Raw genomic sequence first — 12,627 nt, 5'->3', positions numbered from 1 at the left:
GGTCCGGTTCCGTTCCCTATGCTTCATATGAAACAGAGCTAGGGGGCATATATGTCCAACCTCTACGTCGAAGTGGACGACGAGGCACTCGCCGAAGCCGCATCGATACTGGGCACCAAGTCGAAGAAGGACACGGTCAACGCCGCCCTGCAGGAGGTGGCCCGACGCCACAAGAGGCTGAAGGCGCTGGAGCGCCTTGTGGAAATGGGCCAGGGCGGCGACTTCGACGTGCTGCTGGACAAGGCCAACTACCGTCGATGAGCGCCGTCACCCACCTCATCGACACGTCGGCCGTCGCCCGCATCCTGACCAACGAGGATGTGCGCAAGGCCTGGCAGGACCACCTCGCGGAAGGGGTGATCGGCATCTGTGAGATCTCCGAATTGGAGATCCTCTTCTCCGCCCGCTCGCTCGCGGACCGCTTGGAGAAGGAAGCCCTGCTGGGAGAACTGTTCAATTGGGCTCCCCTGCCCGACGGTGCGTACGTGCGCGCCCGCGCGGTCCAGCGGCTTCTCACGGACCGGGGCGAGCACCGCAGCGCGGGACCCGTCGACCTCCTCGTCGCGGCGACCGCCGAGCTCACCGGCCTGACCCTGCTCCACTACGACAGGGACTTCGACACCATCGCTCGGGTCACCGGCCAGCCCACGCGCTGGGCCGCCCGCCCCGGAACTGTTTAGTCCCCCGGCCCCCCGGCCTGCGCCGACCGGAGTATGCCCCGCTCGCGGCGTCCGGACACCGGTGCGATTGTTGCGGCGGGATGAAATCCGCCGGTCGGCGCGTTGGGGGAGGCGGCAGGACAGCAGCGACGGGGAGGCACCACGTGACGGCGGGACAGACGGCGGCCGGCGGCAAACTGGGCTGGGGCAGGCGACTGACGGCCTACACCTGGCGGTACAGGACCAACGTCCTGCTCGCGCTCGGATCCTCACTGGCCGGCATGGCCGTCATGGCCCTCGTACCGCTGGTCACCAAAGTGATCATCGACGACGTCGTCGGCGACAAGTCCCGCGAGATGGCCCCCTGGGCCGGCATGTTCATAGCCGCGGCCGTCCTCGTGTACGTCCTCACCTACATCCGCAGGTACTACGGCGGCCGGCTCGCCCTCGACGTGCAGCACGACCTGCGCACGGACATGTACGAGACCATCTCCCGCCTCGACGGCCGCCGCCAGGACGAGCTGTCCACCGGCCAGGTCGTCGGCCGGGCCACCAGCGACCTCCAGCTGATCCAGGGCCTGCTCTTCATGCTCCCGATGACCATCGGGAACTTCCTGCTCTTCGGGATATCCCTCGGGATCATGCTGTGGCTCTCGCCGCTGCTGACCCTCGTCGCCCTGCTCATGGCGCCCGCCCTCTGGTTCATCGCCAAGCGCAGCCGCAAGAAGCTCTTCCCCGCCACCTGGTACGCCCAGGGCCAGGCCGCCGCCGTCGCCTCCGTCGTCGACGGCGCCGTGACCGGCGTCCGCGTCGTCAAGGGCTTCGGCCAGGAGGACCAGGAGACCGGCAAGCTGCGCGCCGCCGGACGCCGGCTGTTCGGCGGCCGGATGCGGTCCATCCGCCTCAACTCGCGCTACACCCCCGCGCTCCAGGCCGTCCCCGCGCTCGCCCAGGTCGCCATGCTCGCCCTCGGCGGCTGGATGGCCACCGAGGGCCGCGTCACCCTCGGCACCTTCGTCGCGTTCTCGACGTACCTCGCCCAGCTCGTCGGCCCCGTCCGCATGCTCGCCATGGTGATCACCGTCGCCCAGCAGGCCCGCGCCGGTGCCGAGCGCGTCTTCGAGCTCATCGACACCGAACCCGTCATCCGCGAGGGCGCGACCGAACTGCCCGCCGACGCGCCCGGCACCGTCGAGTTCGACGACGTCCGCTTCGGGTACGACCCCGAGCGGCCCGTCCTCGACGGGTTCTCCCTCACCGTCGCCGAGGGCGAGACCGTCGCCGTCGTCGGCGCCTCCGGCAGCGGCAAGTCCACCGTCTCCCTGCTCCTGCCGCGGTTCTACGACCCCGACGCGGGCACCGTCCGGGTCGGTGGCCACGACGTGCGCGACCTGACGTACGACTCGCTGCGCGCCGCCATCGGGCTCGTCCCCGAGGACTCCTTCCTCTTCTCCGACACCATCCGCGCGAACATCGCCTACGGACGCCCCGACGCCACGGACGAGGAGATCCGCGCCGCCGCCCGCGCCGCCCAGGCCGAGGGCTTCATCGAGGCCCTGCCCGCCGGCTGGGACACCACGGTCGGCGAACAGGGACTCACCCTCTCCGGCGGCCAGCGCCAGCGCATCGCGCTCGCCCGCGCCCTGCTCACCGACCCCCGGCTGCTGCTGCTCGACGACGCCACCTCCGCCATCGACGCCCGCGTCGAGCACGAGATCCACGAGGCCCTGCGGTCCGTCATGGCCGGCCGCACCACCCTGCTCATCGCCCACCGCCGCTCCACCCTCGCCCTCGCCGACCGGATCGCCGTCCTGGACCGCGGCCGGCTCGCCGACATCGGCACCCACGAGGAACTGGAACGCCGCTCGGCCCTGTACCGCAGGCTGCTGACCGACCCCGAGGCCCTCGGGGCCGGCTCCCCCCGCACCCCCGACGCGCCGGCCGCCGCCGAGTTCGAACGCGGCGCCGACCGGGACCTGGAACGGGACCTCGAACTCGAAGCGGAGATCGACTCCGAGCCCGTCAACGCCAAGCGCCGGGTCAGCGACGGAGTCACCCCCGAGCTGTGGCGCCGCCAGGAGGACGACAAGGCCGCCGCCGCCCCGGCCGCCGCCATCGGAGCGCCCCGCGCCCCCGGTGCCGGGCACTCGATGGCCGGAGCCGTCGCCGGGATGCCCGCGACCCCCGAACTGCTCGCCCAGGTGGCCGCGCTGCCGCCCACCGACGACCGCCCCGAGGTGGACGAGAACGCCGCCGCCTCCGCCGAGGACAGCTACGGGCTGCGCCGGCTGCTCCGCGGCTTCTGGGCGCCGCTCGCCATCAGCCTGGGCCTGGTCGCCCTCGACGCGGGCTCCGGACTGCTGCTGCCCGTACTGATCCGGCACGGCATCGACCAGGGCGTCGAACAGGCCGCGCTCGGCGCGGTGTGGGTGGCCGCCGGGCTCGCCCTCGTCGTCGTCCTCGGCCAGTGGGTCGCGCAGTTCGCCGAGACCCGGATGACCGGGCGCACCGGCGAGCGGGTGCTGTACTCGCTGCGCGTCAAGATCTTCGCGCAACTCCAGCGGCTCGGCCTCGACTACTACGAGCGCGAGCTCACCGGCAGGATCATGACGCGGATGACCACCGACGTGGACGCCCTGTCGACGTTCCTGCAGACCGGCCTGGTCACCGCCGTCGTCTCCGTCCTGACCTTCTTCGGCATCCTCGTCGCGCTGCTCGTCCTCGACGTCGAACTCGCCCTGCTGGTCTTCGCGACGCTGCCCCCGCTGGTCCTCGCGACCATCGTCTTCCGCCGCAAGTCGGTCGCCGCCTACGAGCTGGCCCGCGACCGGGTCGGCACGGTCAACGCCGACCTCCAGGAGTCCGTCGCGGGCCTGCGCCTGGTCCAGGCGTTCCGCCGGCAGGGGACCGGCGCCGCCCGGTTCGCCGAGCGCAGCGAGGCGTACCGCGAGGCGCGGGTGCGCGGCCAGTGGCTGATCTCGGTGTACTTCCCCTTCGTGCAGCTGCTGTCCTCGGGCGCGGCGGCCGCCGTGCTGATCGTCGGCGCGGGCCGGGTCGACGCGGCGACGCTGACCACCGGCGCGCTCGTGGCGTACCTGCTCTACATCGACCTGTTCTTCGCCCCCGTCCAGCAGCTCTCCCAGGTCTTCGACGGCTACCAGCAGGCGACCGTCTCGCTCCGCCGGATCCAGGACCTGCTGCGCGAGCCCACCAGCACCCCGCGCCCGGCCGCACCCCGTGCGGTGCGGGAACTGCGCGGCGAGATCGCCTTCGAGGACGTGCGCTTCCAGTACGGCACCGCCGAGGAGCGCGGGGAGACGGGCGAGGCGCTGGCCGGCGTCACCCTGCGGATCCCCGCGGGGCAGACCGTCGCCTTCGTCGGCGAGACCGGCGCGGGGAAGTCCACCCTGGTCAAGATGGTGGCCCGGTTCTACGATCCGACCTCCGGCCGGGTGACCGCCGACGGCGCGGACCTCAAGGAGCTGGACCTGACGGAGTACCGCCACCGGCTCGGGGTCGTCCCCCAGGAGTCGTACCTCTTCCCGGGGACGGTCCGGGACGCCATCGCGTACGGGCGACCCGAGGCCTCCGACGCCGAGGTGGAGGCGGCGGCCCGCGCGGTCGGCGCCCACGACATGGTCGCCACGCTCGACGGCGGCTACCTGCACATCGTCACCGAACGAGGCCGCAACCTCTCGGCGGGTCAGCGCCAGCTGATCGCGCTGGCCCGGGCCGAGCTGGTCGACCCGGACGTGCTGCTCCTGGACGAGGCCACCGCGGCCCTCGACCTGGCCACCGAGGCCCAGGTCAATCAGGCCACCGATCGACTCGCGGGCAAGCGCACCACGCTGGTCGTCGCGCACCGGCTGACGACCGCCGCCCGCGCCGACCGGGTCGTGGTGATGGACCGGGGGCAGGTCGTCGAGGACGGCAGCCACGCCGAACTGCTGGCCCGCGGCGGCCGTTACGCGCAGCTGTGGCGGACCTTCGTCGGGGAGGACGAGCGGGCGGCGGCCTGATCCGGCCGCGCCCGCGCGTACCGCCGCGGGACGTCCCGGGGATCAGAGCTCGCCGAAGAGCAGGTTCCCCGGGGCGTCCTCGTCGTCACCGGTGTAGTACTCGCGTACCGAGACGAGGAGTTCGTCCACGGACAGGTACCCGTCGTGGTTCTTGTCGATCCGGGCGAACAGCGCCTGGGCGTCGGCGAGTTCCAGCTTCGTGTCGAAGGCCAGCTGTGCCGTGTGGAACTCCTCGGGGCTGATCCGCCCGTCGCCGTTGGTGTCGACGACGGTGAGGATCGCCCGCGCCAGCGGCCGGAAGGACTTGTCGTAGGCGGGCCCGCCGTCCTTGTACAGCCGCGTCATCCCCTCCGCGTACTCCTGGGGGGTGAGCTTGCCATCCCGGTCGACGTCGAGTTCGGCGAAGAGGTCCACCCAGAAGTCGGTCAGGCCCCGGAACACCTCGGCGGCCTTGGGGGAATCGGACGGCTCCTCCATCGCGGCGATCAGCCGGGTCCCCAGCGCGATCACGTCCTCCGCGTCGATGACGCCGTTGCCGTTGTCGTCGAAGTGCGCGAAGGCGCGCTCCAGCTTGCGGTCCAGCAGGTCGTTCGTCATGTCGGATGCCTTTCACGGCTACGGTGGGCGGTTGTCCGGTCGCCTAGCGTAATGTCCGCGTCGATCGTGAACTCCCCCTCCCCGGCTGGGAAGTTGTGGATGCACTCGTACGAGGTAGCGGCGGTGGCCCGGTCCGCGCCGGGGCACCGCCCCCGTCGGCTCGGTGCGGTCGGCACTCCGTTGTGCCGTGCAACCATCCGGCGGGCCCGGGCGTCGTACGTGCGTACGTGTTACGTACGACCGATCGGGGGGCGAGGGTGTTGAAGCGGTGGAAGGGGCGGGGCCGGCGGCGGGCGGTGTCGGTCGGGGTGTTCGGGGCGGCGCTCTGGCTCGGCGTCGGGGGCGTGTTCGCGGCGCCTCCCGCGCAGGCGGCGACCGGCGGCTGCCCGGGCCGGCTCGTCCGGACGCTCCCGCTGCCGCTGTCGACGGGGGAGGTGCGCGTGTACAAGAGCCGGACCCAGGCCTGCGCGGTGACGGTCGCCGCGCGGCCCGGGGAGCGCCGGCGGATGACGGTGGTCGTCCAGCCGCGGGGCGGCGCCCCCGTGCGCGACGCGGGGCAGTTCACCCGGTTCGCGGGCCCCGTCGTGGTCGGCGCGGTCAATCGGTGCGTCCACGTGACGGGGAGCGTGGCGGCCGAATCCGTCGCATCCGGCTGGATCCTGTGCTGACGTAGGGCCCAACCACTACTGTTCACGGGCGTGTTGACCCCGCTAGGTTCACGGCGACCAGTGTGAACCAAGGGGAGGGTGAATGCGCAAGACGCTCGGATGGCTGCTGTCGCTCGTGGTGCTCATCGGCACCATGGGGGCGGCCGGCGCCACGGCACAGGCGGCCACAGCCGCGGGGCCGGCCGCCGCCACGGACATCAAGGACCGGATCCTCGGCATCCCGGGGATGAGCCTGATAGAGGAGAAGCCGTACCCCGGGTACCGCTTCTTCGTACTGAACTACGAGCAGCCGGTCGACCACCGGCAGCCGTGGAAGGGCACCTTCAAGCAGCGCATGACCCTGCTGCACAAGGACGTCTCCCGCCCCACGGTGTTCTTCACCTCGGGCTACAACGTCAACCCCAACCCGCGCCGGAGCGAGCCGACGACCATCGTCGACGGCAACCAGGTCTCTCTGGAGTATCGATTCTTCACGCCCTCCCGGCCCGACCCGGCCAACTGGGCGAAGCTGGACATCTGGCAGGCCGCCAGCGACCAGCACCGCATCTTCACCGCGCTGAAGAAGATCTACAACAAGAACTGGCTGTCCACCGGCGGCAGCAAGGGCGGCATGACCGCGACGTACTACGAGCGGTTCTACCCGCGTGACATGGACGGCGTCGTCGCGTACGTCGCGCCCAACGACGTCGTCAACAACGAGGACTCGGCCTACGACCGGTTCTTCGCCAAGGTCGGCACCAAGGAGTGCCGCGACCGGCTGAACGCCGTCCAGCGCGAGGCGCTCGTGCGCCGCGTCCCGCTGGAGGCCAAGTACGCCGCCGCGGCCGCCGAGAACGGCTGGACCTTCACCACCGTCGGCAACCTCGACAAGGCGTACGAGGCCGTCGTCCTCGACTACGTGTGGGCGTTCTGGCAGTACAGCCTGCTCGCCGACTGCTCCTCCATCCCCACGGCCGCCACCGCGAGCGACCAGGAGATCTGGGACACCATCGACGCGATCTCCGGCTTCTCGGCCTACGCCGACCAGGGGCTGCAGACGTACACGCCGTACTACTACCAGGCGGGTACGCAGCTCGGTTCGCCCGACATCAAGCAGCCCCACCTCAAGGGACTGAGCCGCTACGGCTACCAGCCGCCGCGCGAGTTCGTGCCCCGTGACATCCCGATGACCTTCCAGTCGGGGGCCATGGCGGACATCGACGGGTGGGTCCGCGACAACGCCCACCAGATGCTCTTCGTCTACGGGCAGAACGACCCGTGGGGCGCCGAGCCGTTCCGCATCGGCTACAAGACGCGCGACAGCTACGTGATGACCGCGCCGGGCGCCAACCACGGGGCCAACGTGGCCCAGCTCCAGGAGGGCGAGAAGGCCCTCGCCACCGCGAAGATCCTCCAGTGGGCCGGGGTGGCACCCGCCGCCGCGCTCGCCGACTCCGCGAAGGCGAAGCCGCTGGCGTCCGCCGACGCGCAGCTCGACCAGCAGGACCTGGAGCGCGAGCCGCAGCTGCGGCCGTAACCGCCGATCAGCGGGCCACGGGCGGGTAGGACAGCCCGTGGCCCAGCGGGTAGCGGCCCGGCACCGGGACCGGTAGACGGCCGACCGGCCGCCGGACCCCGGTGATCACCCGGGCCGCCGCCCGCAGCTCCACGTCCGTCCAGGAGTACGTCGCCAGCTCCGCGGCGCAGGTCGCCAGCCGCGCCGGGTCGTACGGGTTGCGGACGGCCACCAGCACCACCGGAACCCCGGTGGCGACCAGCTCCGCCACCAGCGTCCGCTGCGGGCTCTCCCCCTCGGGGACGTTGTACGTGCACACGAGCACCGCCGCGTGCCCGTCGGCCGCCGCCACCGCCCGGTCCACGGGCACCGCGGTCGCCCGGCAGCCCAGCGCCTCCAGCTCCCGCGCCAGTACCGTCGTAGGGGGTCCCGTCGTACCGCTGGGGGAGACGGGTTCGGCGCCGGTCACCAACAGCCGGGGACGGGCGGTCGCGTCCAGCGGGAGCAGGCCCCGCGGATTGGCCAGCAAGGTCGTCGTGGCGGCCGCGATCTCGTCGGCGGCGGCCAGGTTCGCGGCCGTGCCGACCTCCGGGTCCGCCGTCCCGACCGCACCGGCCGGCTCCTCGAACAGGCCCCGACGGGCCTTGAGTTCCAGGATCCGCAGCACCGATTCCGTGATCCGCTCCCGCGACAGCTCGCCCGACTCCACCGCCGCCAGCACGCCGCGCTGCGCGAGCCCGAGGTCCGGCGCGTTCAGCAGCTGGTCGCACCCGGCCTTGAGCGCCAGTACCGGCACCCGTTCGTCCCCGTACTTCTGACGGACCCCGGCCATGTCGAGGGCGTCGGTCACCACCACCCCCCGAAAGCCCAGGCGTTCGCGCAGGATGCCGGTGACGATGGGCCGCGAGAGGGTCGCCGGATCGCCGGAGGGATCCAGCGCGGGGAAGACGATGTGCGCCGTCATCACGCAGTCCACGCCCGCCTCCACCACCGCCCGGAACGGCGGCTCGTCCAGCTCCTCCCACCGGGCGCGCGAGTGCCGCATCACCGGCAGCCCGACGTGACTGTCGGTCTCGGTGTCGCCGTGGCCGGGGAAGTGCTTCGCCGTCGCGGCCACCCCGGCGCTCTGGTAGCCGCGCACCTGGGCGGCGGCCAGCGCCGCCACCGCGCGCGGATCGGAACCGAAGGACCGTACGCCGATAACCGGGTTGGCCGGGTTCACGTTCACGTCGGCCACCGGCGCGTAGTCCTGCCGGATCCCCAGCGCGAGCAACTCGGCACCCGCGATGCGCGCCGCCCGACGGGCGTCGGCCGTGGAGCCGCCCGCGCCCAGCGCCATCGCCCCCGGGAACAGGGTCACCGGCTTGCCGATCCGGGCCACCGCGCCGTGCTCCTGGTCGACGGACAGCATCAACGGGATCCCGGACCCGGAGCCGCGCGCCGCCCGCTGGAGGCCGTCGGACAGTTCGGCGATCTGCCGGGGGGAGCGCGTGTTGTGGGCCCAGCCGAAGTAGACGACCCCGCCCAAGTGGTAGCGCGCGACCAGCTCGGCGGCGCTGCGCGCCCCGAACTGGGCCAGGTTCTGCTCGGCGTCCGCCGGCTCGGGATCGGTGGCGGAGTGCCCGTACACCCGGGACACGAAGAGCTGCCCGACCTGCTCGGCCAGGCTCATCCCCGCGACCAAGGCCAACAGCCGCGCCCGGTCGGGATGGCGGCCCGGCGGTTCCTCGGGGGCGCGGGAGTCATCGGGGACGGCACGGGACCCGACGGCCGCGGAGGCCGCCCCGGCGGCGGCGACGGTGGCCAGGGCGGCGGCGAGCAGGGTCCGGCGGGACGCGTGGTTCGGCACCCGCCGGACCCTACTGCCGGGCCGCGCCCCCGGCCCCGGGGACACTCGGGAGGTCCCCCGGAAGTGGTCCCGCCACCGCCGGCCAGTGCTCCCGCAGGGTCCGTACCGCCTCGGTGATCGCCGGCCGGCGGGCCGCCCCCGTCCGCCACAGGGCGTACAACCTGCGTACGGGGCCCGGCTCCAGCGGCACGGCCACCGCCCCCGGCGGCAGCGCCCCGGTCCCCAGCCGGGGCACCACCGCCACCCCGAGCCCGGCGGCGACGAGGGCGACGATCGTGTGGTTCTCCTCCGCCACATGGGCGATCTCCGGCTCGAACCCGGCCGTCCGCAGGGTCCGTACCAGCCAGTCGTGACACACCCGGCCGGGCGGCTGGCACACCCACCGCAGCCCGCCGAGGTCCGCGCGGCGCACCATCCGCCGCGCGGTGAAGGGGTGTCCGGCCGGAACCACCAGATCGCAGAGGTCGTGCCCGATCACCGCGTGCTCCACGCCCTCCGGGGCGGGCAGTGGGGCGATGTCCCAGTCGTGCGCCACCGCCAGGTCGGTGACCCCCCGAGCCACCAGGTCCACCGACAGGTGGGGGTCGACCTCCGTCATCCGGACGTCCAGCGCCGGATGCCGGCGCGCCAGATCGGCCAGCACCCCCGGCAGCAGCCCGCGCGCCGCCGAGGCGAAGGCCGCCACCGTCAGCACGCCGCTCGGCCGCCCGCGCCGCTCCTCCAGGGTGGTCTCGGCCCGCTCCACGATCGTCAGCAACTCCCGGGCGGTGTCCGCCAGGTGTCGGGCCTCCTCGGTGAGCGCGATCCCGCGCCCGCGCCGCTCCAGCAGCGTCGTACGGGTCTCCCGCTCCAGTTTGGCGATCTGCTGCGAGACCGCTGACGGGGTGTAGCCCAGTGCGGCCGCCGCGCCCGCGACCGAACCGTGGACGGAGACGGCGTGCAGGGCGCGCAGCCGGGACAGGTCGAGCATGCCCCGAGCGTAAGCGTTGCTACATCCATCCCGGAAGAGATCCGCGCTGGTGCTACATGGTCGGGGCGTCGATGCTCGAAGCATGCGTCCCGTACACACCGCACTCGCCGTGGTCGTCGCCGCCGTCTGGGGCTTCAACTTCGTCGTCATCGAGATCGGCCTCGACCACTTCCCGCCGCTGCTCCTGTCCGCGCTGCGTTTCCTCGTCGCGGCCCTGCCCGCCGTGTTCTTCGTCGGCCGGCCCAAGGTCGCGTGGAAGTGGATCCTCGGGGTCGGGGCAGCCCTCGGCATCGCCAAGTTCGGACTGTTGTTCACGGGCATGGCCGCCGGGATGCCGGCCGGGCTCTCCTCCCTCGTGCTCCAGGTCCAGGCCGTCTTCACCGCCGCCCTCGCCGGCCTCGTCCTGCGCGAGCGGCCCGGCCGGGTGCGGCTGATCGGCATGGCCGTGGCACTGGCCGGGATCGCGGTCGCCGCCGTGGACCGGGGCCTGTCCGGATCCGGGCTCGGCTTCGCCCTGGTCGTCGCGGCCGCCGCCTGCTGGGGCGTCTCCAACGTCCTGACCCGCAAGGCCGCCCCGCCCGACGCCATGAACTTCATGGTGTGGGTGTGCGCCGTCCCGGTCCTGCCGCTGATCGGCCTGTCCCTGCTGATCGAAGGGCCCGACCGGGACCTGGCCGCGCTGCGCGCCCTCGACTGGTCCGGCGTCGCCGTCATCGGCTACGTCGCCTGGGTGTCCACGGTGTTCGGCTTCGGCGCCTGGAGCTACCTGCTGCGCCGCTACCCGGCCTCCTCGGTGGCCCCGTTCTCCCTGCTCGTCCCGGTGTTCGGGATGTCCTCGGCCGCGCTCGTGCTCGGGGAGGGGATCTCCGGGACCCGCTGGGTGGCCGCCGTGCTCCTCGTCGGCGGCGTCGGCCTCACCTCACTGGCCCCCGCGCGGCGCCCGAACCGTACAGGGGTCGGTTCGGGCGTCAGCGCGGGGAGCCCTCCCGCAGTGGCAGCCGCCAGTCCTGCCCGGTCAGGGTGACGCCGTACGAGCGGTGCGGGCGTTCGGCGACCAGCGTGAAACCGGCCCGCTCGTAGAGCGAACGGGCCTCGCTCAGCACGTCGTTGGTCCACAGCACCAGCTCGCGGTAACCGACCGACCGGGCGAACGCGACGACGGTGTCCACGAGCCGGCCGCCGATGCCGAGACCGCGTCCGGCGGGCTCCACCAGGAGCAGTCGCAGCCGGGCGGTGCCCGGTGAACCCTCCTCGCGCACGCACATCACCGAGCCCACCGGACGGCCGTCGTGCTCGGCGATCCAGACCCGTTCCACGTACGGGTCGTGGTCCTCGGCGAAGTCCGCGACGATCCGGGCCACCAGCCCCTCGAACTCCTGGTTCCAGCCGTACTCGGCCGCGTAGAGCGCGCCGTGCCGCTGCACGATCCAGCCCAGTTCCCCGGGCTCCGGATCCCTGAGCCGTACCTGTGCGCCGGAGGTCTCCATGGCGCCCGAGGATAGCGCGCGGCCCGGCGCGGGGGGACGGGCTCCGACGGGGGTGGTGCCCGGCCGGGGCGGGCCGGGCACCGTTGCTCCGTACGGGTGCGGCCCCCGGTGGGGGCGGGCTCCCGCGCGCGTACGGGCTACTTCTTGCCGCCGCCCAGGATCTGCCCCAGCAGGTCTCCGAGGCCGCCGCCGGCGCCCCCGGCGCCGGGAGCCGCCCCCGGCGTACCGGGAGCGGCTCCCGGCGTCGGGGCGCCGCCGGCCGTCGCCCCGCCCGCGCCCTTGCCGGCGGACGCGCGCTTGGCGAGGACGGTCAGCAGCACCGGGATCAGCATCTCGATGACCCGGCTGATGGTGGGCGCGGGGATGCCGGTCTTCTTGGACACGGCGTTGGCCACGGGCCTGCTCACCTTGGCGAGCACCCCGGCCATCATGCCGCCGCTCAGCAGGCCGCCCATGCCGCCGCCGAGCGTGGCCACGCCCCGCAGTGGCGGCTCGGTCACCTCCGCGATGGCCTGGCGCACCTCCACGCCGTCGTCGTCATCGGCGTGGGCCTTCTGTTGGAGGTCGCCCGTCATGGCGCCGACGGTTTCGGAGACGGTCTCGCGGGCGCCGGCGGCGTCGGTGCCGAGCAGCCCGGCGATCTCCTGAAGCCTGTCGTCGCCGAGTTCACCCAGCACGTCGTCCTGGAAGGAAGATTCGCTCATGCCGGAAACGCTACGTGTGCGGTGATTCGGTGGCACTTCGGACCGCCGTCGGACCCCCCTTGGGTAATGGAAAGGTAAAGCTCCGTTTCCCGGTGCAACCCTGCGCGCGGATCGTGGGTCGTATGGTGCGTCGGGACTTTCGGGAGGGGATCCGGGGGGATCGGGAAGTCCGACGAGGG

10 protein-coding genes and 1 pseudogene are annotated in these 12,627 nt (G+C 72.8%); 6 read left to right on the top strand and 5 right to left on the bottom strand.

The features are described from left to right. Positions 1–51: 51 nt before the first annotated feature. The 3 genes from ACZ4XJ_RS09940 to ACZ4XJ_RS09930 all read left to right on the top strand — a co-directional run bounded on the left by ACZ4XJ_RS09940 (position 52) and on the right by ACZ4XJ_RS09930 (position 4,678). Positions 52–261, top strand: a complete 210-nt coding sequence (locus ACZ4XJ_RS09940) for a type II toxin-antitoxin system VapB family antitoxin (protein ID WP_362879143.1) — start codon at positions 52–54, stop codon at positions 259–261. Continuing rightward, positions 258–680 carry a PIN domain nuclease gene (locus ACZ4XJ_RS09935; protein WP_362879141.1) on the top strand — a complete coding sequence of 141 codons (423 nt, stop codon included), beginning with the start codon at positions 258–260 and terminating at the stop codon, positions 678–680. Before ACZ4XJ_RS09940 ends, ACZ4XJ_RS09935 begins: the two co-directional genes overlap by 4 nt. 80 nt (positions 681–760) lie before the next feature. Continuing rightward, on the top strand, positions 761–4,678 hold the full coding sequence (locus ACZ4XJ_RS09930; RefSeq protein ID WP_468495834.1) for an ABC transporter ATP-binding protein: 3,918 nt from the start codon (positions 761–763) through the stop codon (positions 4,676–4,678). Positions 4,679–4,720: 42 nt separating this feature from the next. Here the strand turns inward: ACZ4XJ_RS09930 and ACZ4XJ_RS09925 are convergent, their stop codons facing one another. Then, a complete protein-coding gene (locus tag ACZ4XJ_RS09925) occupies positions 4,721–5,275 on the bottom strand; it encodes an EF-hand domain-containing protein (RefSeq protein ID WP_362879137.1) in 555 nt (184 codons plus the stop codon). A gap of 257 nt (positions 5,276–5,532) precedes the next feature. Here ACZ4XJ_RS09925 and ACZ4XJ_RS09920 point away from each other — a divergent pair, with 257 nt between their 5' ends. Beyond that, complete coding sequence (locus ACZ4XJ_RS09920; RefSeq protein WP_362879135.1) at positions 5,533–5,943, top strand: hypothetical protein; 411 nt, start codon at positions 5,533–5,535, stop codon at positions 5,941–5,943. A gap of 82 nt (positions 5,944–6,025) precedes the next feature. Beyond that, positions 6,026–7,459, top strand: coding sequence for a S28 family serine protease (locus ACZ4XJ_RS09915; protein WP_468495833.1), 1,434 nt, complete (start codon positions 6,026–6,028; stop codon positions 7,457–7,459). Positions 7,460–7,466: 7 nt separating this feature from the next. Here ACZ4XJ_RS09915 and ACZ4XJ_RS09910 read toward each other — a convergent pair whose 3' ends face one another. Together ACZ4XJ_RS09910 and ACZ4XJ_RS09905 are read right to left on the bottom strand one after the other, a co-directional pair. Further along, on the bottom strand, positions 7,467–9,287 hold the full coding sequence (locus tag ACZ4XJ_RS09910) for a glycoside hydrolase family 3 protein (RefSeq protein ID WP_468495832.1): 1,821 nt from the start codon (positions 9,285–9,287) through the stop codon (positions 7,467–7,469). Positions 9,288–9,297: 10 nt separating this feature from the next. Then, positions 9,298–10,257 (bottom strand): LysR family transcriptional regulator, encoded by a 960-nt coding sequence (locus ACZ4XJ_RS09905; protein WP_362879129.1) that lies wholly within the window; start codon positions 10,255–10,257, stop codon positions 9,298–9,300. Between the two features lie 82 nt (positions 10,258–10,339). Between ACZ4XJ_RS09905 and ACZ4XJ_RS09900 the strand changes: the two genes are divergently transcribed. Then, positions 10,340–11,281, top strand: a complete 942-nt coding sequence (locus ACZ4XJ_RS09900; RefSeq protein WP_468495831.1) for an EamA family transporter — start codon at positions 10,340–10,342, stop codon at positions 11,279–11,281. Here ACZ4XJ_RS09900 and ACZ4XJ_RS09895 read toward each other — a convergent pair. Together ACZ4XJ_RS09895 and ACZ4XJ_RS09890 are read right to left on the bottom strand one after the other, a co-directional pair. After that, positions 11,226–11,723: pseudogene (locus tag ACZ4XJ_RS09895) on the bottom strand (GNAT family N-acetyltransferase); the annotation flags it as partial. The gene ACZ4XJ_RS09900 and the pseudogene ACZ4XJ_RS09895 overlap by 56 nt on opposite strands. 158 nt (positions 11,724–11,881) lie before the next feature. After that, positions 11,882–12,448, bottom strand: coding sequence for a DUF937 domain-containing protein (locus ACZ4XJ_RS09890; protein ID WP_468495830.1), 567 nt, complete (start codon positions 12,446–12,448; stop codon positions 11,882–11,884). Between the last annotated feature and the right edge of the window lie 179 nt (positions 12,449–12,627).

Source organism: Streptomyces sp. NPDC029836 (assembly GCF_055574495.1).
The sequence above is the reverse complement of the archived record's forward strand: the minus strand, read 5'-3'. Positions and strand labels throughout refer to the sequence as shown.

Excerpts from the sequence above, each read along its gene's own strand:
- ACZ4XJ_RS09935 (WP_362879141.1), top strand. The coding sequence starts at position 258 with ATGAGCGCCGTCACCCACCTCATCGACACGTCGGCCGTCGCCCGCATC.
- ACZ4XJ_RS09915 (WP_468495833.1), top strand. The coding sequence starts at position 6,026 with ATGCGCAAGACGCTCGGATGGCTGCTGTCGCTCGTGGTGCTCATCGGC.
- ACZ4XJ_RS09905 (WP_362879129.1), bottom strand. The coding sequence starts at position 10,257 with ATGCTCGACCTGTCCCGGCTGCGCGCCCTGCACGCCGTCTCCGTCCAC.
- ACZ4XJ_RS09940 (WP_362879143.1), top strand. The coding sequence starts at position 52 with ATGTCCAACCTCTACGTCGAAGTGGACGACGAGGCACTCGCCGAAGCC.
- ACZ4XJ_RS09900 (WP_468495831.1), top strand. The coding sequence starts at position 10,340 with ATGCGTCCCGTACACACCGCACTCGCCGTGGTCGTCGCCGCCGTCTGG.
- ACZ4XJ_RS09890 (WP_468495830.1), bottom strand. The coding sequence starts at position 12,448 with ATGAGCGAATCTTCCTTCCAGGACGACGTGCTGGGTGAACTCGGCGAC.
- ACZ4XJ_RS09930 (WP_468495834.1), top strand. The coding sequence starts at position 761 with ATGAAATCCGCCGGTCGGCGCGTTGGGGGAGGCGGCAGGACAGCAGCG.
- ACZ4XJ_RS09925 (WP_362879137.1), bottom strand. The coding sequence starts at position 5,275 with ATGACGAACGACCTGCTGGACCGCAAGCTGGAGCGCGCCTTCGCGCAC.